Source organism: Stenotrophomonas sp. GW821-FHT01H02A, from assembly GCF_059422145.1.
The window spans coordinates 80,048-100,776 of record NZ_JBWKWI010000003.1; the positions used below are offsets into that span (position 1 = coordinate 80,048).

A 20,729-nucleotide genomic window follows, 5' to 3' on the forward strand; every position below is an offset into this window, starting at 1 on the left:
CGTGATCACGGTCGAGGTAGTGCTGGCCTGGCCCGATCGGGTCGCGTCGCGGGTGCTGACCCTGGCCGAGGGCGCCACGATCGCCGAGGCCATCGCGCTGGCCGCCATCGACGGCAGCGGGGACTGCCCGGCCGTGGCCGTGCATGGCCTGCTGGCCAAGGCGGATCAGGCGCTGCGCGAGGGCGACCGGGTCGAGCTGCTGCGTCCGCTGCTGGCCGACCCGAAAGACAACCGCCGCCGGCGCGCCCGCGCCGGCAGCTGAGTGCAGAAGGCGGGCCTCAGCGGCCGCGCTTCTTCTTGTCCTTGGGCAGGTTGCGGCCGAACTGGCGCAGCGTGCTGCGGGCCAGCTGGGCGTCGTCGCTGGCGAAGTACTCGCCGTCCCAGCGGGTGACCGCGTCGTTTTCGAAGTAGACGGTGAAGTTCTTCACTTCCGTCTTGCCGACCCGGTTCACGCGCTGGCTGGCGGTGTAGTCCCAGCGCTGGGCGTGGAACGGGTCCGGGATGGAGGGCGTGCCAAGCAGGGCGTTGACCTGCTGCTTGCTCTGGCCCACCTGCAGCTGACCGACGGCCTGCTCCCGGATCAGGTTGCCCTGATAGATGGGTTGCTTGTAAATGATGCCGCAGCCCGTGGTGGACAGGGCAACGGCGGCGACCAGCAGGAGATTGCGCATCGGGGAATGGCGTTTGGGGAAATCGAGTCGATGATACACTCCCGACGTGTCGCCGCGACCCAATCCGAGGCAGCTGGCGCTAAATCGCCAATGAACGGAGAACTATGGAAACCCACGACCTGCGCAAAGTTGGCCTGAAGGTGACCCATCCGCGTATGCGGATCCTGTCGCTGCTCGAGCAGCGCAATGCCAGCCACCACATGACCGCCGAAGACATCTACCGCCAGCTCCTGGAGCACGGCGACGAGATCGGGCTGGCCACGGTGTACCGGGTCCTGACCCAGTTCGAGGCCGCCGGCCTGGTGCTGAAGCACAACTTCGAGGGCGGCCAGGCCGTCTACGAGCTGGACCGCGGTGGCCACCACGACCACATGGTCGATGTGGACAGCGGCAAGATCATCGAGTTCGAAAGCCACGAGATCGAGGAGCTGCAGCGCAAGATCGCGGCCGACCACGGCTACGAGCTGGAAGAGCACTCGCTGGTTCTGTACGTCCGCAAAAAGCGCCGTTGATGGCGGCGGGCCGGTCGTAATGACCGGCCTGGTCCAGGCAGGTGCCTGATCAAACCCCCGCGCCCCGGCCCGGGGGTTTTTCGTTGTCAGGGTGTCGTGAGCGGCACCTTCCCGCCCAGCAGCGCCTGCAGGTCGCCGGCATCGGCCATCGCCCGGTTGCCTGCATCGCCCGGGTGCAGGTGGTCGCCGGAATCGAACGCGGCCGCCATCCGGGCCGGGTTGGCGGGATCGCGCAGGGCCGCATCCAGGTCGATCACCGCATCGAACGGACTGTCGTGCCGCAGCCAGGCATTGAGCTGGCGCCGCAGCGCGTCTTTGTCCGGCTGGTAGTAATCCTCCAGCGCGGTGCCGGGCAGGGCGCCTTCAAACGGCGGCAGGGTCGCACCGAGGATGCGGACGCCGCGGGCGTGGGCGCGGTCCACCAAGTCCCGGTACCCGGCCTGCAACCCGGCCAGGGTCGGTGCCGCCTCGGTGCGGGCGAAGGCGGTGCCGGGCCAGCCGATGTCGTTGGTCCCCAGCAGCACGATGACACTGGCCACGCCGGGTTGATCAAGTACATCGCGCTGGAACCGGGACAGCGCGGCCTCTCCCATGCCATCGCGCAGCAGGCGGGCGCCGGAGATGCCGGCGTTGACCACGGCCACGCGCTGCGGCGCCAGGCGCGCGGCGAGGTGGTCGGTCCAGCGCTGGTCGCGGTCGAGGCTGGCGGTCGCGCCATCGGTGATCGAATCGCCGATCACCACCACGCTGCGAGCGCCGGCCGGTGCCTGCACATCGATGCCCGAGACGAACAGGCGCGCAGTGGTGGTCGCGGTGGGGGTCAGGGTCGTGGCGAGGGTCTGGTCACCGGCGGCAAACGAGGCCGTCTGCCGGCCGTCCCAATGGAACGTGCGCAACGGCGTGCGGTCCGCCAGGTAGACGCTCACCTGCACGGCCTGGAGAGAGGCGGTTGGCAGCGCCAGCGGGTCGCTCAAGCGTTCCTTGCCGGGTGCGATCACGGTCTCCGCGCGTCCTTCGAAGGAGAGAGCCAGTGGCCGCTGGCCCGGCCCGGCGGCAACGCTGGCCGCGCTGATCCGCAGCGGTTGCTCGCCATGGGTATTGCTCAGGCGCACCCGCAGTTGGCTGCCGCCGAGGCTGAGGCGCGCGGTCTGGCGGAAGGTCTGGGCCTCCAGGTGCGCCGGGATCAGCGTGGGGAACAGGAAGTCGGCATCCCAGACCGGCTGCGGGCTGGCCTGCCAGCTGGCCACCCAGGTGGGCGCAGGGGCGGCAATCGCGGGGCCGGCAGTGGCCAGCAGGGCGGTGGCGGTGAGGCGGGCGAGGGCATTCATCGGGCGATCCGTGGGAGAGGGAGCGCCATGGTGATCTTCACTGCACCTGTGAACTAGACTGCCTGTGGACAATCATCTGTGAACTGGATTCATCCCATGGCAGGCACCGACATCAACCGTTCCGGCGAACTGGAAGTGTTCGTCCGGGTCATCGAAACCGGCGGGTTCTCGGCCGCCGCGCGTTCGCTGGATCTGAGCCCCTCGGCGGTCAGCAAGCTGGTCTCGCGGCTGGAGCAGCGGCTGGGCACGCGCCTGCTGCAGCGTTCGACCCGCCAGCTGCAGTTGACCCAGGAAGGCTGCGCCTTCTATGAGCGTGGGCTGCGGGTGCTGGCCGACCTGGACGAGGCCGAACGCTGCGCCAGCGCCCATGCCGCACCGCGTGGGCGGCTGCGGGTGAACGCCAACGTGCCGTTCGGCCAGCACTTCCTGCTGCCGCTGCTGCCGGACTTCCTCGCCCGGCATCCGCAGGTCGGCGTGGACCTGGTGCTGACCGACGAGGTGATCGATCTGCTCGAACAGCGCACCGATATAGCGGTGCGGGCCGGGCCGCTGAAAAGCTCCAGCCTGGTTGCGCGGCGGCTGGGCGCGACCCGGATGATGATCGTGGCGGCGCCGGGCTATGTCGCCCGCCACGGTCTGCCCCAGGACGTCGACGCGCTGTTGGCGCACAACCGGCTCGATATCGGGCATCCGCGCACGCAGGCCGGCTGGCCGCTGGAGATCGACGGCGAACGGCAGGTCGTCCCCACCCAGGGCAACGCCCGCGCCAGCGACGGCGAGGCGCTGCGCCGGCTGGTCCTCGGTGGCGTGGGCATGGCCCGGCTGGCGGCCTTCCAGGTGCAGGCCGATGTGGCGGCCGGGCGCCTGCTGCCGGTGCTGGAGTCGGCCAATCCCGGCGATCTGGAGGAGGTGCATGCGGTGTTCCAGGGGCAGGGTGGCTACCTGCCGCTGCGGGTGCGCGCGCTGCTCGATTTCCTGGTGGAGCGGGTGGACCTGGCCAGGCCGCTCGGGTGACGCGCAGGTGGCCGGCATCCCGAAGCACCGGCCAGCGGCCGGCACTACCGGGTCGTGACGAATTACACCTGCAGCAGCTTGCGCGCTGCGGCGCGGGCTTCCTTGCTGACTTCCACGCCGCCCAGCATCCGCGCGAGTTCTTCTTCGCGGGCCTTGGTATCGAGCTTTTCGACCGCGCTCTGTGTCATGCCGTCCACCGGCGCCTTGCTGACCCGGTAATGGGCGTGGCCCTTGGAGGCGACCTGCGGCAGATGGGTCACGCACAACACCTGGCGCTTCTCGCCGAGGGCGCGCAGCTTCTGCCCGACGATGTCGGCCACGGCACCGCCGATACCCGAATCCACTTCGTCGAAGACCATGGTCGGCACGGCATCCAGGCCCAGCGCAGCCACTTCGATCGCCAGCGAGATGCGTGACAGCTCACCGCCCGAGGCCACCTTGCGCAGGGCGCGCGGCGGCTGGCCGGCATTGGCGGCGACCAGGAATTCGACCCGCTCGGCCCCGTTCGGGTCCGGCTTGGCCACGCTCTGTGGCTCGATGTCGATCAGGAACTGACCGCCGCCCATGCCCAGCTCGCCGATCAGGGTGGTGGTGGTGTCCGACAGGGCCTTGGCAGCCTTCCGGCGGCTGGCGCTGAGCACCTCGGCCACGGTCTTCCACTGGCCGGCGGCGCGGTCGATCTCGCCCGCCAGCGTCTGCAGGCGCTCGTCGGCACCGCGCAGCTGCTCGACTTCGGCCTCCATCGCATCGCGATGCTCGCCGAGCGCTTCCATCGGCACGCGGTGCTTGCGGGCGAGGTCGTGCAGGCGGCCCAGGCGGCGCTCGATATCCTCGAACTGCTCCGGGTCGGCGTCCAGGTCGTCATGCACGCGGTCGAGCAGGGACAACGCTTCGTCCAGCTGGATGGCAGCGCTGTCGAGCAGGGCATCGACCTCCCCGAGGCGGCTGTCGTGTTCGGCCACGCGGGCCAGGTCATGCCGGGTCTGCTGCAGCAGCTGCAGCACCGAGACCTCGTCGTCGCCGTTGAGGCGGCTGGCGGCCACGTCACACGCGCCGATCAGCGCGCTGGCATGGGCCTGGCGGCGATGGCTGCTGCCCAGGGTGGCGATCGAGGCCGGGTCCAGGTCTTCGCGCTTGAGCTCGCCGAGCTGGTGCTCCAGATAGCCGATCCGGTCGCTGACATCGCCCTGGCGCGACAGTGCCTCGGCCTCATCGACCAGCGCCTGCCACCGCGCCGCGGTCTGGCGGACCTGGGCGCGCTCGGCGTCGTTGCGGGCGAAGGCGTCCAGTAGCGACAACTGCGACGGCCGCGAGAGCAGCGCCTGCTGTTCGTGCTGGCCGTGGATCTCGACCAGCATGCCGGCCAGCTCGCTCAGCTGGGTCAGCGTCACCGGGCGGCCGTTGATGAAGGCGCGCGAACCGCCGTCGGCGCGGATCACCCGTCGCAGTTGGCACTGTTCTTCGTCGTCCAGCTCGTTGTCGCGCAGCCACTGGCGCGCCGGGGCGTCGGCCAGTGGCGCGAATTCGGCCGAGAGCTCGGCGCGCGCGGCCCCGTGGCGGACCACGCCGCTGTCGGCACGCAGCCCGGACAGAAAGCCCAGCGCGTCCACCATCAGCGACTTGCCCGCGCCGGTTTCACCCGAGACCACGGTCATGCCGGCGCCGAATTCCAGCTCGGTGGCGCGGACGACCGCGAAATCCTTGATCGATAGATGTCTAAGCATGGTCTACGTTGTACACGAGGGGCGTCTCCAAGCCGCGCAAGCTAGCATGGGCAGGGGGCGTCTCCAATGACTTGCCATCGCCCCGTGCAGCCATTATCTAAGTGGGCGTCTCACAGGCTGATTCCATGCATCCTTCCGCGTCCCATCTCGCCCCGCGTGCCCGCCATCTGCTGCGGACGCTGATCGCGCGCCACATCCAGGATGGCGAGCCGGTCGGCTCGCAGACCCTTGCCCGGCATGCCGGCCTGGATGTCAGCCCGGCCACGATCCGCAACATCCTGGGCGACCTGGAAGACCTGGGCCTGCTCAGCTCGCCACACACGTCCGCCGGACGGGTGCCGACCGCGCATGGCTACCGGGTGTTCGTGGACAGCCTGGTCAAGATGCAGCCACCGGGCGAGGGCGAACTCAGCCGCCTGCGTACCGAGCTGGCCACCGGGACCGGCACCCAAGCCCTGCTCGGCAGTGCCTCGGAGCTGCTCTCGGCGATGAGCCATTTCGTGGGCGTGGTCAGCGCCCCGCGCCGGGAGCAGTTCGCGTTCCGGCATATTGATTTCGTGGCGCTGGACGCGCGCCGGGTGCTGGCGATCCTGGTGTTCGCCGACAATGAAGTGCAGAACCGGGTGATCGAGCCGCGCCGCAGCTTCGATCCGGGTGAGCTGGAGCAGGTCGCCAACTACCTCAATGCCAACTGCGCCGGGCGGCCGCTGGCCGAGATCCGCGCCCGGCTGCTGCTGGAGCTGCGCGATGCGCAGTCGGAGATGGAGCAGTTGCTGGCGCACAGCATCGAGCTGGCCGAGCAGGCCATGGTGCCGCCGGCCGACGACATGGTGCTGGCCGGGCAGACCCGGCTGATGGGCGTGCAGGACCTGTCCGACCTGGAGCGGCTGCGCGAGCTGTTCGATGTGTTCGCCAGCAAGCGCGAGATCCTGCAGCTGCTCGAACGCACCATCCAGGCCCCGGGGGTGCGCATCTTCATCGGCGAGGAGACCGGGGTGATGCCGCTGGAAAGCGTCTCGCTGGTCACCGCCCCGTATTCGGCCGACGGCCAGGTGCTGGGCGTGCTGGGGGTGATCGGCCCGAAGCGGATGGCCTACGACCGGATGATTCCGCTGGTGGAAGCCACCGCCCAGGTGCTCGGGGCCGCGCTGGGCTCGCCCGGTGGCGGCGGATTGTCCCGCGATCGCGCATAAAGCAGCCCTGGACTCTTGAATCCCGGAGCCGCGCCCACATAGGGGTGGGTGGAGGCGGAGAGTCACCGCCAAGGATCCGGAAATGAACCAAGATCAGTCAGATATCGCATCCCAGAATCCCGCCGGCGAGCCGGCCGCTGAGCCGTCCCTGCAGCAGCAGCTGGACAGCCTGCACAACGAGCTGGCCCTGCTGCGTTCGGAGTCGCTGCGCGAGCGCGCAGACCTGGACAACCAGCGCAAGCGCGTGGCCCGCGACGTGGAACAGGCGCGCCGCTTCGCCAATGAAAAGCTGCTTGGCGAGCTGCTGCCGGTGTTCGACAGCCTCGATGCCGGCCTCAATGCCGCCGGCAGTGAGCCGAGTCCGCTGCGTGAAGGTCTCGAACTGACCTACAAGCAGCTGCTCAAGGTCGCCGCCGACAACGGCCTGACCCTGCTCGACCCGACCGGCCAGACCTTCAACCCGGACCACCACCAGGCCATCAGCCAGGTCGACGCGCCCGGCGCGGCGCCCGGCAGCGTGGTCCAGGTGTTCCAGAAGGGCTACCTGCTCAACGACCGCCTGCTGCGTCCGGCGCTGGTCGTGGTGGCCCGCGACTGATCCGCGGGCCGGTGAGCCGGGCGTGCCCCGGCTGCTCGACCGGACGCTGAACGCGTTGGGTCGCCATCGAACACTGTGTTTGATGGACGGCTTGAAAGTGTCCGCAGCGTCCCACACATCCCATTCATAACCCGGCAACTGCCGGATGTACCCAGAACTTTCAGGAGTCTCCCTCATGGGCAAGATCATTGGTATCGACCTCGGCACCACCAACTCGTGTGTGGCGATCATGGACGGCGGCAAGGCCCGCGTCATCGAGAATGCGGAAGGCGATCGCACCACGCCCTCCATCGTCGCCTACACCAAGGACGGCGAAGTCCTGGTCGGCGCCTCGGCCAAGCGCCAGGCCGTGACCAACCCCAAGAACACCTTCTACGCCGTCAAGCGCCTGATCGGCCGCAAGTTCACCGACGCTGAAGTCCAGAAGGACATCGCGCACGTGCCCTACGGCATCCTGGCCCATGACAACGGCGACGCCTGGGTGCAGACCAGCGACGGCAAGAAGATGGCCCCGCAGGAAATCTCCGCCCGCGTGCTGGAGAAGATGAAGAAGACCGCCGAAGCGTTCTTGGGTGAGACCGTCACCGAGGCCGTGATCACCGTGCCGGCCTACTTCAACGACAGCCAGCGCCAGGCGACCAAGGACGCCGGCCGCATCGCCGGCCTGGAAGTCAAGCGCATCATCAACGAGCCGACCGCCGCTGCCCTGGCCTATGGCCTGGACAAGGGTGACGGCCGTGACCGCAAGATCGTTGTGTACGATCTGGGCGGCGGCACCTTCGACGTCTCGATCATCGAGATCGCCAACGTGGACGGTGAGAAGCAGTTCGAAGTGCTGGCCACCAACGGTGACACCTTCCTGGGCGGCGAAGATTTCGACAACCGCGTCATCGAGTACCTCGTCGACGAGTTCAACAAGGACCAGGGCATCGACCTGCGCAAGGATCCGCTTGCCCTGCAGCGCCTGAAGGACGCCGCCGAGCGCGCCAAGATCGAGCTGTCCACCAGCCAGCAGACCGAAGTGAACCTGCCGTACGTCACCGCTGACGCGTCGGGCCCGAAGCACCTGAACATCAAGCTGACCCGCGCCAAGCTGGAAGCGCTGGTGGAAGACCTGATCAAGAAGTCGATCGAGCCGTGCCGCATCGCGCTGAACGATGCCGGCCTGCGTTCGAGCGACATCGGCGAAGTGATCCTGGTCGGCGGCCAGACCCGCATGCCGAAGGTGCAGCAGGCCGTGACCGAGTTCTTCGGCAAGGAACCGCGCAAGGACGTCAACCCGGACGAAGCCGTGGCACTGGGTGCGGCGATCCAGGGCGGCGTGCTGGGCGGCGACGTCAAGGACGTGCTGCTGCTGGACGTGACTCCGCTGTCGCTGGGCATCGAGACCCTGGGTGGCGTGTTCACCAAGATCATCGAGAAGAACACCACCATCCCGACCAAGGCCTCGCAGGTGTTCTCCACCGCCGAGGACAACCAGTCGGCCGTGACCGTGCACGTGCTGCAGGGTGAGCGCGAGCAGGCCCGCTTCAACAAGTCGCTGGCCAAGTTCGACCTCTCCGGCATCGAGCCGTCGCCGCGCGGCCTGCCGCAGGTGGAAGTGTCCTTCGACATCGACGCCAACGGCATCCTGCACGTGTCGGCCAAGGACAAGAAGACCAACAAGGAACAGAAGGTCGAGATCAAGGCCGGTTCGGGCCTGTCCGAGGACGAGATTGCACGCATGGTCGCCGACGCGGAAGCCAACCGCGAAGAAGACAAGAAGTTCCACGAACTGGTCCAGGCCCGCAACCAGGCTGACGCGCTGATCCACGGTACCCGTACCGCGATCACCGAGCACGGCAGCAAGGTCGGCGGCGATGTGATCGGCAAGGTGGAATCGGCCCTGGCCGATCTGGAAACCGCCATGAAGAGCGACGACAAGGCCCAGATCGAAGCCAAGTCGAAGGTGCTGGAAGAAGCCGGCCAGGCGCTGTTTGCTGCCTCCGCGGCGGCAGAGCAGGGCGGCGCGGCGCCGGGCCCGGATGCCGGTGCCAACAACGGCGCGCACGACGATGTGGTCGACGCCGAGTTCACCGAAGTCAAGGACGACAAGAAGTCCTGATCCGGACACGACACGGGACGTTGCGCAGGCAACGTCCCGTTGTCATATCCCCCTTCTGGTCCTGACAGCCGTATCCCGGCCTGTCGGGGCGCCCGGCGGAAGAGCGGACCTGGTGCCGCTCTTCCGCTTTGACGAATCCCGACTTCCGGAACCCGATTCAAGCTATGAGCAAGCGCGATTACTACGAAGTGCTGAGCGTGTCCCGCACCGCCAGCGACGAAGAACTGAAGAAGGCCTATCGCCGTTGCGCGATGAAGTACCATCCGGACCGCAATCCGGGTGACAGCGAGGCCGAGGCATCCTTCAAGGAATGCAAGGAAGCCTACGAAACCCTGTCCGACAGCAACAAGCGCCGGATGTACGACGCCCACGGCCACGCTGCGTTCGAGCACGGCATGGGCGGCGGTGGCGGTCCCGGTGGCCCGGACATGGGCGACATCTTCGGCGACATCTTCGGCAACATCTTCGGTGGTGGCGCCGGCGGCGGCGGTCCGCGCCAGGCCCGTCGCGGTGCCGACATCGGTTATGTGATGGAGCTGGACCTGGAAGAAGCGGTGATGGGCGTGGAACGCCGCATCGAGATCCCGAGTCTGGTCGAGTGCGATGACTGCAACGCCACCGGCTCGGAAGACGGCAAGGTCGAGACCTGCTCGGTCTGCCGTGGCCAGGGCCAGGTGCGCATCCAGCGTGGCATCTTCGCGATGCAGCAGGCCTGCCACCATTGCAACGGCCGTGGCCAGATCATCCAGAACCCCTGCAAGACCTGTCACGGCAACGGCCGTGTCGAGGAAGACAAGGTGTTGTCGGTCAAGGTGCCTGCGGGCGTCGACACCGGCGACCGCATCCGTCTGTCCGGTGAAGGCGAGGCCGGTCCGGCCGGCACCCCGGCGGGCGATCTGTACGTGGAAGTGCGGGTGCGCGAGCACGCGATCTTCCAGCGCGACGGCGACGACCTGCACTGCGAAGTGCCGATCCGCATCTCGCAGGCCGCGCTGGGCGATACCGTGCGCGTGGCGACCCTCGGCGGCTATGCGGAAATCCGCATTCCGGCCGAGACCCAGACCGGCAAGCTGTTCCGCCTGCGTGGCAAGGGCGTGCGCTCGGTGCGCAGCCGCAGCGAGGGCGATCTGTACTGCCGCGTGGTGGTGGAGACCCCGGTCAACCTCACTCCGGAGCAGCGCAAGCTGCTGGAGCAGTTCGAAACCACCTTCACCGGTGAGGAAGCGCGCAAGCACTCGCCGAAGTCGGCGACCTTCATCGATGGCGTGAAGGGCTTCTGGGACCGGATGACGTCGTAAGCGTCACGGGTTGCTGTGAACTACCGAAGGCCCCCTGGAAACAGGGGGCTTTTTCTTTGGGCCGCCAGGCGGCCCACCGCCCGACCCACCCGCCGTCGCGCGCGCTTCGCATCGTCATCGTGCGCACCCACGGTGGGCTGTGGGTACGATTGCATCTGCAAGCATTCCCGACACCTGCGCGGGGCAGGCGTAAAATGTCGGCATGAACGAATCCCTCGAAAGCCACCTGGTCCACGGCCGCCGCCAGCGCCCGGACGGTCCGTCGCCGGTCGACGTCATCTCGGTCCAGTCGCAGCTGGTCTACGGCTATGCCGGCAACAGCGCCGCGGTGCCGCCGCTGCGCGCGCTGGGCGTGCGCGTCGCCGAAATCCCCACCACGCTGCTCAGCAATGCGCCGTTCTATGCGACCACGCGCGGCCGCGTGCTGCCCTCGGACTGGTTCGCCGATCTGCTGCTGGGCGCCGGTGAGCGCGGGTTGCCGCAGCGCGCGCGGATGCTGGTCTCCGGTTACTTCGGCAGTGTCGGCAACGGTGCGGCCTTCGCCGATTGGCTCGATGCGGTGCTGCCGTCCTCGCCGCAGCTGCGTTACTGCCTGGATCCGGTCATCGGCGATACCCACACCGGCCCGTACGTCGAGCCGGGCCTGGAAACCGTCTTCGCCGAACGTCTGCTGCCGCACGCCTGGCTGGTCACGCCCAATGCCTTCGAACTCGGTCGTCTCACCGGGATGCCGAGCCTGGCCCAGGACGATGCGATCGCCGCCTCGCAGGCCCTGCTCGCGCGCGGTCCGGAATGGGTGCTCGCGCACAGCGTCGGTGGCGACCCGGGCCAGCTGGTCACGCTGGCGGTCAGCCGCGATGCGATCTGGCGCTGGTCCTCGCCGCATCTGCCAGTGGACGTGGCCGGCACGGGCGATGTGCTGATGTCGCTGCTGGTCGCCTTCCTGCTGCGTGGGGAAACCTTCGAACAGTCGATCTCGCGCGCCATTGCCGGCGTGCATGTCGCGCTGGAGACCACGCTGGCCAACGGCCACGAAGAGTTCGATGTACTGGCCGCGGCGCCGGCGGCGCTGGCACTGCCCGATCGTTTCGTTCCCGAGCGTCTGGCGTGAGCCTGACCCCCGTGGTGGGCATCGTCGGCAGTGACGGTGCCTACGGGCGCTGGTTGCGTCGCTTCCTGGAACAACGCCTCGGTCTGGACGTGATCGGGCATGACCCGGCCGATGCCGCATCGGACAGCCCCGAGACGCTGCTCGACCGCGCCGAGGTGCTGATCTTCTCCGCACCGATCCGGCACACGCCGACACTGATCGCCGAGTACGTCGCGCGCTCGGCTGGGCGCGAAGCCGGCCGGTTGTGGCTGGATGTCACTTCGGTCAAGTCGGCGCCGGTGGCGGCGATGCTCGCCTCGCAGGCGGAGGTCGTCGGCCTGCATCCGATGACCGCACCGCCCAAGGCGCCGACGCTGAAGGGCAGGGTGATGGTAGTCTGCGAGGCGCGCCTGTCGCAGTGGCAGCCGTTCGTGCAGCAGCTGTGCGATGCGCTGGAAGCCGAGTGCGTGCAGGCCACGCCCGAGCATCATGACCAGGTCATGGCGCTGGTGCAGGCGATGGTGCATGCCACGCATCTGGCGCAGGCCGGCGTGCTGCGCGAGTACGCGCCTATCCTGGGCGCCTTGCCGGCGTTGATGCCGTACCGCTCGGCATCGTTCGAACTGGATACCGCGATCATCGCGCGCATCCTTTCGCTCAATCCGGCGATCTACGAAGACATCCAGTTCGGCAATCCGCACGTGGCGCCGATGCTGGACCGGCTGCTGGCGCAATTGCAGCAGCTGCGGGCACAACTGGAGCAGGGGGATGACGCGGCACGCGCCGCGTTCCGCCAGCAGCTGCTGCTGGACAACCGGGACAGCATGGGCGCGCAGGTCCTGGCCGACGGCAACTACACGTTCGAGCGGGTCGGTTATCTGCTGGCCGACCTGACCGAGCGCAATGCGATCAGCGTGCATCTGCCCGAAGACCGGCCGGGTTCGCTGCGCGAGCTGCTGCACGTGTTCGAGCGGCACCGGGTCAGCCTGGCCTCGATCCATTCCTCGCGCACCCCGGCCGGCGAGGTGCACTTCCGGGTGGGTTTCGTCGCGGGCAGTGATGCGCTGGCGCTGCAGGCGGCCGCCATCGAGATCGACGCCTCCGGCATCGGCCGCGTGCTGCTCCGCTGACGCGGTGCACTGCAACATTCATCCACAGGGGGTGTGGATGATCTGCGCACAAACATGTGGATAAGTGCGTCCGTGCCTTGACGGAAAAGGCTGTCAAGATACATGGTCAAAAAATGACCAATATCCGTGCAACTTTTTTCAGGCGGTTCAGGTGGTGAGGGTGAGCTCACCACCGGCGGTGCGGAATTCGCGGCCGTCGCGGATCAGATGGCGGCCATCGGCCAGCTCGTAACGCGCACTCTGGCCGTTGCCGGCCGACGCATCGGCCTGCTCATCCTTGAATTCGATGATGACGTAGTCGTCGCCGTTGGCATCGGTGGCGGGAAACTGTCGGAACGACATGAAACACCTCCTGCAGCGCATCCAGTGAGGGCTGCAGGATGCGATGCCCGGTGTTACCGGCCCGTCATCAATCGATGAATTGCAGGCGCGCCAGTTCGGCGTAGAGACCGCCTTCGGCCAGCAGTTCAGCGTGCGTGCCCTGGGCGACGATGCGGCCGTGGTCCATCACCACGATGCGATCAGCCTTGAGCACGGTGGCCAGGCGGTGCGCGATGACCAGCGTGGTGCGGCCGGCCATCAGTCGTTCCAACGCCTGCTGCACCGCGCGCTCGCTCTGGGCATCCAGCGCGCTGGTGGCTTCGTCGAGCAGCAGGATCGGCGCGTTCTTGAGCAGGGCGCGGGCAATCGCGATGCGCTGCTGCTGGCCGCCGGACAGGCGCGCGCCGCGCTCGCCAAGCTCGCTGGCATAGCCCTCGGGCAGGGCCTGCAGGAATTCATCGGCCTCGGCCGCTTCGGCCGCGCGCTGCACCTCCTCGTCGGTCGCATCGAGGCGACCGTAGCGGATGTTCTCGAACGCACTGCTGGCAAACAGGGTCGGCTGCTGCGGCACCAGTGCCAGCTGCTCGCGCAGTTGCGCTGGATCGACTTCGCGCAGGTCCACGCCATCCACCAGGATGTGACCGGCCGCGGGATCGTGGAAACGCAGCAGCATCGACAGGATGGTGCTCTTGCCGGCGCCGGAGGGTCCGACCAGCGCGACCGTCTCGCCCGGGCGCACGTGCAGGTCCACATGATCCAGTGCCGCGGTATCCGGGCGCTGCGGATAATGGAACACCACGTCCTCGAAACGGATTTCGCCGCGCAGTGGCTGCGGCAACGGGGTGGGATGGGCGGGGGCGGTGATCTCCACGTCTTCCTGCAGCAGCTCGGCAATCCGGCCCATGCCACCCGAGGCACGCTGCAGTTCATTCCAGACTTCGGCCAGCGCACCGACCGAACCGCCGCCGATCAGCGCATACAGCACGAACTGGCCCAGCGTACCGGCACTCATGTTGCCGTCGATCACCTCGTGCGCGCCCAGCCACAGCACGCCGACGATGGCGCCGAACACCAGCACGATGGCGCTGGCGGTGACGATCGACTGGGCGCGGATGCGGCGCCGCGCGGCGCCGATCGCATCGCTGAGGGCGGCGTTGAACCGTCCGCGCTCATACGGCTCGCGTGCGTGCGCCTGCACGGTGCGCACCGCGCCGAGGGTTTCCGAGGCCAGGCTGTTGGCATCGGCGATGCGGTCCTGGCTGGCGCGGGCGATGTTGCGCAGGCGGCGGGCGCCGATGATGATCGGCAGCACCGCCAGCGGGATGCCGACCAGCGACCAGGCGGCCAGGTGCGGGCTGGTCACGAACAGCATCACCAGGCTGCCGATCACGGTGACGCTGCTGCGCAGGGCCACCGACATGGTCGAGCCGATCACGCTACGCAGCAGTTCGCTGTCGGCGGTCAGCCGGGAGACCAGCTCACCACTGCGGCTGCGGTCATGGAACCCGGCGCCGAGCGTGATCAGGTGCGCATACAGGCGGCTGCGCAGATCGGCGACCACCTTTTCGCCCAGCAGCGAAACGAAGAAGAAGCGCGCGGCGGTGGCCAGCGCCAGCACCACCGCGACCAGGAACAGCAGCGCGAACGCCTTGTTGATCTGCCCGCCGCTGTTGAAGCCATGATCGATCATCTGGCGCACCGCCACCGGCAGGCTCAGGGTGGCGACCGATGAGACCGCCAGGGCCACCAGCCAGGCGCTGAACAGCCCGACATGCCGGCGCACGAACGGCCACAGCGTGTTCAAGCTGCCCAGTCGGCGCATCGGCGTGTCTTGCGGAGCGGGGAGGTCAGTCATTCGATGGGCCTGGTTCGATGCGGGATTCAATGCGGACACGATCACGAGTGGCGTCGCGCAGGCGGTTTTTCAACGGCTCGACCTGATCGGCCGGCAAGCGCAGGTGCAGGTTCACGCCATCGGCGGTGAACGCTTCGCCCACTTTTTCGGCCAGATGCGCGCCCAATGCGGCATGCAGCGGGCCCAGATCCTCGAAGCCGGCGTGGACATCCAGTTCGGCCATGACGATCAGGGGCAGGCGCGGCGCTACGCGCAGGCACTCGGCGGCGGTGCCACCGTAGGCACGGACCAGGCCACCGGCGCCCAGCTTGATGCCGCCGTACCAGCGCGTCACCACCACCATCACCCGGTCGAAGCCCTGGCCGTCGATCGCCGCCAGGATAGGGCGGCCGGCGGTGCCTGACGGCTCGCCGTCATCGCTGGAGCGGTAGTCGTTGCCGTAGCGGTACGCCCAGCAATTGTGGGTGGCATCGGCGACGGCGACCTGCTGCAGGAACGCCAGCGCAGCCGCCGCGTGCTGGATCGGCGCGGCATGGGCGATGAAGCGGCTGTGCTTGATCTCCAGGCTGTGGCTGACGGGGGTGGCGAGCGTATCGGGCATTCCCACCATTCTAGTGGGGATGCCGGGTCACCGTATGCGCAGCGTCAGTTCTCGAGCAGCTGGCGGAGGTCGCGCGGGATGCGCACTTCCGGGTACTGCTGCAGATAGCGTTCCAGGCTGGCGCGTGCGGTATCCACATCGCCGGCATCGCGGCGCTCGCGGATGCGCTTGAGCCACTGCTTGCGCGGCAGCCCGGCATCGGCAGCGACGGCTTGGTGCAGGGCACGCACGGCTTCGTCTGCCGAAGCGGGCGCCGCCATCGGCGCGGCCGCACGCCGCATCACGCCGGGCGCGCCGGGTGCCGGTTTGGCCGGCGCCGTGCTTTTGAGCGTGGCACGCGGCGCCGAACGGTCGGTCGTCGAGCCGGTCACCACGACGCTGTCCAGCGCCGGTTGGCTTGCCTCCATGGCGTAGGACGAGGCGGCTTCGGGCGCGGGGGCCGACATCATCGGTGCCGGTGCCTGCACTGGTGCCGGGGCGGGCGGTGCCTGGGCGGGTGACGCAGGCGCGGCGATCGCCTCGGGCCGCGGCGCTGACACGTGCTGCGCAGGCGGCGCGGCGGCTGGGGCAGACGCTTGTGCCGCTGCCTTCGTCTGGCGCGGCTGCTGGACGATGGGCGGTGCCACGGCCGGCGATGGCGTGGCATCCCTCGCCGGCGCCGCCTCGGTCACTGCGGCAGTCGATGCCGGTGCGGCGACCGGTTCGGCCAGCGGCGGCGCGGGCGGGGCTTCGGGCTTGAGCTGCCACGCGATGCCGACCGCGAAGATCACCGAGGCGGCGAGCCCGAACACCGCCGGCACGCGGGAGCGCGGGCGTCGCGTCGGTGCGGGTGCCTCGGGCGGCAGCGCCCAGGTGCTGGCCTGCGCAGCCGGGGCATCCACCGCGGTACGCGCGGCCGCCAGCACGGCCTCGTCGAGCGCCGCAGCGGGGGCGGTGGCGCTGGGCCGACCCAGCAGCCGGGCCAGCTCGCGCTCTTCAGGGGTCAGCGGATCGGGGCGGGTCATCCGGTCAACCCCGAACGTAGTTTGTCCATGGCATAGCGCAGCCGTGACTTGACCGTTTCACGGCCGACCCCGGTGATCTCGGCAATCTCTTCCAGGCTCAGTTCCTGCTCCAGGCGCAGCTGCAGGACCTCGCGCTGCTCGGGCGGCAGCTGCTCCATGGCCAGTTGCAGCTGGCGGCGCTGTTCGAATTCGGACAGCCGGGTTTCCGGGGTGCTCGCATCGGCGATCGCAGCGACCCGCTCATCGGCGTCGATTGGCGCGGAGGGCCGATGCCTGGCGGCACGCCAGTGATCGTTCAGGCGGTTGTGCGCGATCCGGAACAGCCAGGTGGTGAAGGCGGCCTCGGGCTGCCAGCCAGCGCGTGCGGCGATCACGCGCTGCCAGACGTCCTGGAACATCTCATCGGCCAGTGCGCCATCACGCAGCTGGCGCAGCAGGAAGCTGTAGAGCCGGCTGCGATGGCGGCCATACAGAGCCTCGAACGCGCGCAGGTCGCCGCCGGCCCAGGCCAGCATCAGTGCTTCATCCGTCGGCAGGGCAAGGGCGTCCACGCCGCACAGAGTAAGCGCTGCGGGGGTGTTCGCATAGTCGATGCAGCGCTGGGCGGCGGCAGGGGATGGCATGGTGATGACCTGGAGCACGGCAGTAACAACGTCCAGCGGGGCAGGATGGGGTTGAAGCTCTTCCACTGCCCCCCGGTCCGCGCGTTATGCTCGGTGCACAGGGGAGGTGCCGGGCAGCCGGCACCCGAGAGATGAGCAACGTGTCCAGCCAGATGGTGACCTCTTCAGTGCAACGGGACGGTGACGCGGTGATCCCTGCCGCGGTCGCCACGGCCCTGTGCGCCCTGTTGCCGGCCGGGTCGGCGATCGCGATGGCGTGGTCGGACCCGGTGCTGGGCGAGGGCAGCCAGACGCATCCGGCGGACGGTCCCGCGACGCCGGCACCCACCGTGGCACGCGGGAAGGATGCATCGGTCGCGCTGGCCTTGCAGCAACGGTGGAGCCACGGTGGTGCCGAGCTCACGCTGGCGGTGAGCCCGGCCAGCAGTGCCCCGCCACCGGACAGTTGGTGGACGGCTGCGCGTTGCCTGTTCCAGAGCACGTTGTCGCTGGCCCGGCAGCGTCGCGAGATCGCCTCGCTGGAAGAGTCCAAACGGCTGCAGCAGGCGCTGTATGAAATCGCGGACCTGGCCGGTGCGGACCTGGAAATGGCCGAGATGCTGCGCCACTTCCACCGCGTGCTCAATTCGCTGATGTACGCCCAGAACTGCTTCATCGTCGAATACGACGACATCCGCCACCGGGTCCGGTTCCTGTATTTCGCCGACCAGAAAGACGATTTCGTCGCCGACCCGGACCGCAGCTACGAAGAACACGAAATGCCGCGCAGCCTCACCTTCGCGCTGCTCCGGCATGGCGAACCGCTGAGCGGCCCATCGCGCGAACTGCTGGCCATCCTCGACAACGAGCACGACCCGCAACGCGGGCCGGAGAGCCTGGACTGGCTGGGTGTGCCGATGCTGCGCGATGGACGCGTGTGTGGCGCGATCGTGGTGCAGAGCTACGAGCATCGCGCGCGCTATGGCGAAGCCGACCGTACCCTGCTGGGCTATGTCGCCCAGCACATCCTGACCGCGATGGACCGGCGCCAGGCACAGGTGCAGCTGGAGCGGCAGGTCGAGCGCCGCACCGTCGAGCTGCAGCGCGCCAACCGCAACCTGCAGGAAGAGGTGGTCGAGCGCCGCCGTGCCGAAAAGCTGCAGCTAGCGCTGTTCAACATCGCCGAGCTGGCGATGAGCGCCGAGTCGTTGTCGCAGTACTACGGCCAGGTGCATGGCGTCGTCGGCACCCTGCTGGATGCACGCAACTTCTACATCGCGCTGGTCAATGAGAGCGGTGACGGCCTGGAGTTCGTGTACTCCGTGGATGAATACAACCCCTCGCGCGCACCGCGCCCCTTCAGTGAAGGCCTGACCGAGTTCATCGTGCGCAATCGCCAGCCGCTGCTGGCGACCCGCGAGCGCATCGATGCACTGCGCGAGAGTGGCGTGGTCCGCGAGTTCGGCGCCCGCTCGAACTGCTGGCTCGGCGTGCCGCTGTTGAGCGATGACGATGTGGTCGGCGTGATCGTGGTGCAGAGCTATTCGCCGGACGTCGTCTTCACCGTCCATGACCAGCGGTTGCTCACGTTCGTGGCACAGAACATCGGCAACGGCCTGGCACGGCAGCGCGACCAGGAGCGGCTGCGCAATGCGCATGCCGACCTGGAAAAACGCGTGGACGAGCGTACCCGCGAGCTGGCCGACGTCAACGACAAGCTGCTCGGCCAGATCGGCGAGCGCCTGCGTGCCGAACAGCGCCTCACCCACCAGGCCATGCACGATGCGTTGACCGGGTTGCCCAATCGCCTGCACCTGCTGGATCGGCTGGAAGATGCCATCGCGCGGGCGCGGGGCAGCGACGGCCAGGGCTTTGCGGTGCTGTTCCTGGACCTGGACCGGTTCAAGCTGGTCAATGACAGCATCGGCCACGCCGCCGGCGATCAGATGCTGGTCGAAGTGGCCAAGCGCATCGTCTCGATGATCTCTGCGCAGGATGTGGTCGCGCGGCTGGGCGGGGATGAGTTCGCGATCCTGCTCCAGTGCGGCGACGGGCTGGCTTCGGCACTGGAGTTCTCGCAGCGCATGCTGGTGGCGCTGGAGGAATCGATGTGGGTGAAGGGGCGCGAGCTGTTCCCCTCCGGCAGCCTGGGCATCGCCATGTGGAACTCGCGCTACCGCAACGGCGAGGAGCTGGTGCGCGATGCGGATGCGGCGATGTATCGGGCCAAGGCACAGGGCAACGATCGCTGTGCGGTGTTCGACGAAGCCATGCGCGAACAGGCGCTGCGCAGCCTGGATCTGGAGGCGGACCTGCGCCGGGCCATCATCAACCGCGATTTCATGCCGTTCTACCAGCCGATCGTGCGGCTCAGCGATGGCGAACTGGTCGGCCACGAGGCGCTGCTGCGCTGGCAGCATGAGCGCCGCGGGCTATTGCTGCCCAGCGCATTCCTGGATCTGGGCGAAGAGAGCGGCCTGATCGAACAGGTGGACTGGCTGCTGTACGAACAGGTGATCACCCAGCTCGCGCGCGGCGGGCAGGGCTATCTGTCGGTGAATGTATCGCCGCGGCATTTCCGCTCGGCCGAGTTCATTACGCGCCTGTTCGGCCTGATCGAGGCTGCCGGCGCCGATCCGCATCGGCTGCGGCTGGAGATCACCGAGGTGGCGCTGCTCGATGACGGCCCGCGGACGCTGCGCATCCTGCAGACCCTGCGCGAGCGGGGCGTGCTGGTGCAGCTGGATGATTTCGGTACCGGATTCTCGGCGCTGTCCTACCTGCACCGGTTCCCGATCTCGACGCTGAAGATCGATCAATCGTTCATTGCCGGCCTGCATGGGCAGGACATGCAGAGCACGCACGCATTGGTGCAGGGCGTGCTGTCGCTGGCGCGCACGCTGGGGATCGAAACGGTGGGCGAGGGCATCGAAACCCAGGCCCAGCACGACACGTTGCTGCAGCTGGGCTGCGATTACGGCCAGGGCTATCTGCTCGGCCGGCCGGCGCCGATGGCGACCACCGCGACGGCCTGAGCCGCCGCGGCAGCGGGGAATCAACGCAGCGCGTTGGCCCGCTTCTCGTCGATCCACTTGGAGGCCTGCGCCGGCTCGTAGGCGCGCATCCAGGCGAGCATTTCATCGATGTCCGAGCCGTACCACAGGTCGGCACGCTGGGCCGGGTGCAGGAAGCGCTCTTCCACCATGCGATCGATCATGCCGATCAGCGGGGCGTAGAACCCGTCCACATCCAGGAACGCACAGGGCTTGTTGCCGATGCCCAGCTGGCGCCAGGTCAGCATCTCGAAGATTTCTTCCATGGTGCCGAAACCGCCGGGCAGCGCCACGAACGCGTCGGACAGGTCGAACATGCGCGACTTGCGCTCGTGCATCGAACCCACGATTTCCAGCTCGGTCAGGCCGCGGTGGGCCACTTCCCAGTCCGCCAGCTGCTGCGGGATGACGCCGGTGACTTCGCCGCCGCCTTCGAGCACGGCATTGGCCACGGTGCCCATCAGGCCGACGTTGCCACCGCCGTAGACCAGGCGCAGGCCATCCCGGGCGATGCGGTCACCCAGCGCGATGGCGCGCTCGGTGTAGACCGGCTTGCTGCCGGGGTTGGAACCACAGTAAACGCAAATCGACTTCATTGGATCTTCCTGTGTTCAGAAACTGACGCGGCGGA

The 20,729-nt window shown here is 68.2% G+C and carries 19 protein-coding genes; 10 read left to right on the forward strand and 9 right to left on the reverse strand.

Features of this window, described 5'->3' with window-relative positions; all coding sequences use genetic code 11:
- The first annotated feature begins 1 nt into the window (after position 1).
- A complete protein-coding gene (locus tag AC07WC_RS05970) occupies positions 2–262 on the forward strand; it encodes an RnfH family protein (RefSeq protein ID WP_495209188.1) in 261 nt (86 codons plus the stop codon).
- A gap of 16 nt (positions 263–278) precedes the next feature.
- Here the strand turns inward: AC07WC_RS05970 and AC07WC_RS05975 are convergent, their stop codons facing one another.
- Positions 279–671, reverse strand: a complete 393-nt coding sequence (locus AC07WC_RS05975; protein WP_019183163.1) for an outer membrane protein assembly factor BamE — start codon at positions 669–671, stop codon at positions 279–281.
- A gap of 104 nt (positions 672–775) precedes the next feature.
- Here AC07WC_RS05975 and fur point away from each other — a divergent pair, with 104 nt between their 5' ends.
- Positions 776–1,183 (forward strand): ferric iron uptake transcriptional regulator, encoded by a 408-nt coding sequence (gene fur / locus AC07WC_RS05980; RefSeq protein WP_019183162.1) that lies wholly within the window; start codon positions 776–778, stop codon positions 1,181–1,183.
- Between the two features lie 86 nt (positions 1,184–1,269).
- Here fur and AC07WC_RS05985 read toward each other — a convergent pair whose 3' ends face one another.
- Entirely contained in the window at positions 1,270–2,511 is a 1,242-nt protein-coding gene (locus AC07WC_RS05985) for an SGNH/GDSL hydrolase family protein (protein WP_495209189.1), read from the reverse strand.
- A 96-nt stretch (positions 2,512–2,607) separates the two neighbouring features.
- On the opposite strand from AC07WC_RS05985, the gene AC07WC_RS05990 reads away from it, so the two are divergent.
- Complete coding sequence (locus AC07WC_RS05990; RefSeq protein ID WP_495209190.1) at positions 2,608–3,525, forward strand: LysR family transcriptional regulator; 918 nt, start codon at positions 2,608–2,610, stop codon at positions 3,523–3,525.
- Between the two features lie 62 nt (positions 3,526–3,587).
- Here the strand turns inward: AC07WC_RS05990 and recN are convergent, their stop codons facing one another.
- On the reverse strand, positions 3,588–5,249 hold the full coding sequence (gene recN / locus AC07WC_RS05995; RefSeq protein WP_495209191.1) for a DNA repair protein RecN: 1,662 nt from the start codon (positions 5,247–5,249) through the stop codon (positions 3,588–3,590).
- 125 nt (positions 5,250–5,374) lie between these two features.
- On the opposite strand from recN, the gene hrcA reads away from it, so the two are divergent.
- The 6 genes from hrcA to AC07WC_RS06025 all read left to right on the forward strand — a co-directional run bounded on the left by hrcA (position 5,375) and on the right by AC07WC_RS06025 (position 12,662).
- Positions 5,375–6,442 (forward strand): heat-inducible transcriptional repressor HrcA, encoded by a 1,068-nt coding sequence (gene hrcA / locus AC07WC_RS06000; RefSeq protein WP_019183158.1) that lies wholly within the window; start codon positions 5,375–5,377, stop codon positions 6,440–6,442.
- 82 nt (positions 6,443–6,524) lie between these two features.
- Complete coding sequence (gene grpE / locus AC07WC_RS06005; RefSeq protein ID WP_176989744.1) at positions 6,525–7,040, forward strand: nucleotide exchange factor GrpE; 516 nt, start codon at positions 6,525–6,527, stop codon at positions 7,038–7,040.
- A 175-nt stretch (positions 7,041–7,215) separates the two neighbouring features.
- Complete coding sequence (dnaK, locus tag AC07WC_RS06010; protein ID WP_019183156.1) at positions 7,216–9,144, forward strand: molecular chaperone DnaK; 1,929 nt, start codon at positions 7,216–7,218, stop codon at positions 9,142–9,144.
- Positions 9,145–9,308: 164 nt separating this feature from the next.
- The gene (gene dnaJ, locus AC07WC_RS06015; RefSeq protein ID WP_495209192.1) at positions 9,309–10,442 is read left to right on the forward strand and encodes a molecular chaperone DnaJ; all 1,134 of its coding nucleotides are present in this window, start codon (positions 9,309–9,311) and stop codon (positions 10,440–10,442) included.
- Between the two features lie 202 nt (positions 10,443–10,644).
- A complete protein-coding gene (pdxY, locus tag AC07WC_RS06020) occupies positions 10,645–11,553 on the forward strand; it encodes a pyridoxal kinase (protein ID WP_495209193.1) in 909 nt (302 codons plus the stop codon).
- Positions 11,550–12,662, forward strand: coding sequence for a prephenate dehydrogenase (locus AC07WC_RS06025; RefSeq protein ID WP_495209194.1), 1,113 nt, complete (start codon positions 11,550–11,552; stop codon positions 12,660–12,662). Before pdxY ends, AC07WC_RS06025 begins: the two co-directional genes overlap by 4 nt.
- A gap of 147 nt (positions 12,663–12,809) precedes the next feature.
- Here AC07WC_RS06025 and AC07WC_RS06030 read toward each other — a convergent pair whose 3' ends face one another.
- From AC07WC_RS06030 to AC07WC_RS06050, 5 genes are all read right to left on the reverse strand, one after another.
- Complete coding sequence (locus AC07WC_RS06030) at positions 12,810–13,004, reverse strand: hypothetical protein (protein ID WP_495209195.1); 195 nt, start codon at positions 13,002–13,004, stop codon at positions 12,810–12,812.
- Positions 13,005–13,071: 67 nt separating this feature from the next.
- Positions 13,072–14,838 carry an ABC transporter transmembrane domain-containing protein gene (locus tag AC07WC_RS06035; protein ID WP_495209196.1) on the reverse strand — a complete coding sequence of 589 codons (1,767 nt, stop codon included), beginning with the start codon at positions 14,836–14,838 and terminating at the stop codon, positions 13,072–13,074.
- Positions 14,831–15,439, reverse strand: coding sequence for an IMPACT family protein (locus AC07WC_RS06040; RefSeq protein ID WP_495209197.1), 609 nt, complete (start codon positions 15,437–15,439; stop codon positions 14,831–14,833). Before AC07WC_RS06040 ends, AC07WC_RS06035 begins: the two co-directional genes overlap by 8 nt.
- Positions 15,440–15,483: 44 nt before the next feature.
- On the reverse strand, positions 15,484–16,443 hold the full coding sequence (locus AC07WC_RS06045; protein WP_495209198.1) for a hypothetical protein: 960 nt from the start codon (positions 16,441–16,443) through the stop codon (positions 15,484–15,486).
- Positions 16,440–16,994 carry an RNA polymerase sigma factor gene (locus tag AC07WC_RS06050; RefSeq protein ID WP_495209413.1) on the reverse strand — a complete coding sequence of 185 codons (555 nt, stop codon included), beginning with the start codon at positions 16,992–16,994 and terminating at the stop codon, positions 16,440–16,442. Before AC07WC_RS06050 ends, AC07WC_RS06045 begins: the two co-directional genes overlap by 4 nt.
- 203 nt (positions 16,995–17,197) lie before the next feature.
- Between AC07WC_RS06050 and AC07WC_RS06055 the strand changes: the two genes are divergently transcribed.
- On the forward strand, positions 17,198–20,080 hold the full coding sequence (locus AC07WC_RS06055; RefSeq protein WP_495209199.1) for an EAL domain-containing protein: 2,883 nt from the start codon (positions 17,198–17,200) through the stop codon (positions 20,078–20,080).
- Between the two features lie 20 nt (positions 20,081–20,100).
- Here the strand turns inward: AC07WC_RS06055 and AC07WC_RS06060 are convergent, their stop codons facing one another.
- A complete protein-coding gene (locus tag AC07WC_RS06060; RefSeq protein WP_123729018.1) occupies positions 20,101–20,694 on the reverse strand; it encodes an LOG family protein in 594 nt (197 codons plus the stop codon).
- Positions 20,695–20,729: the final 35 nt, after the last annotated feature.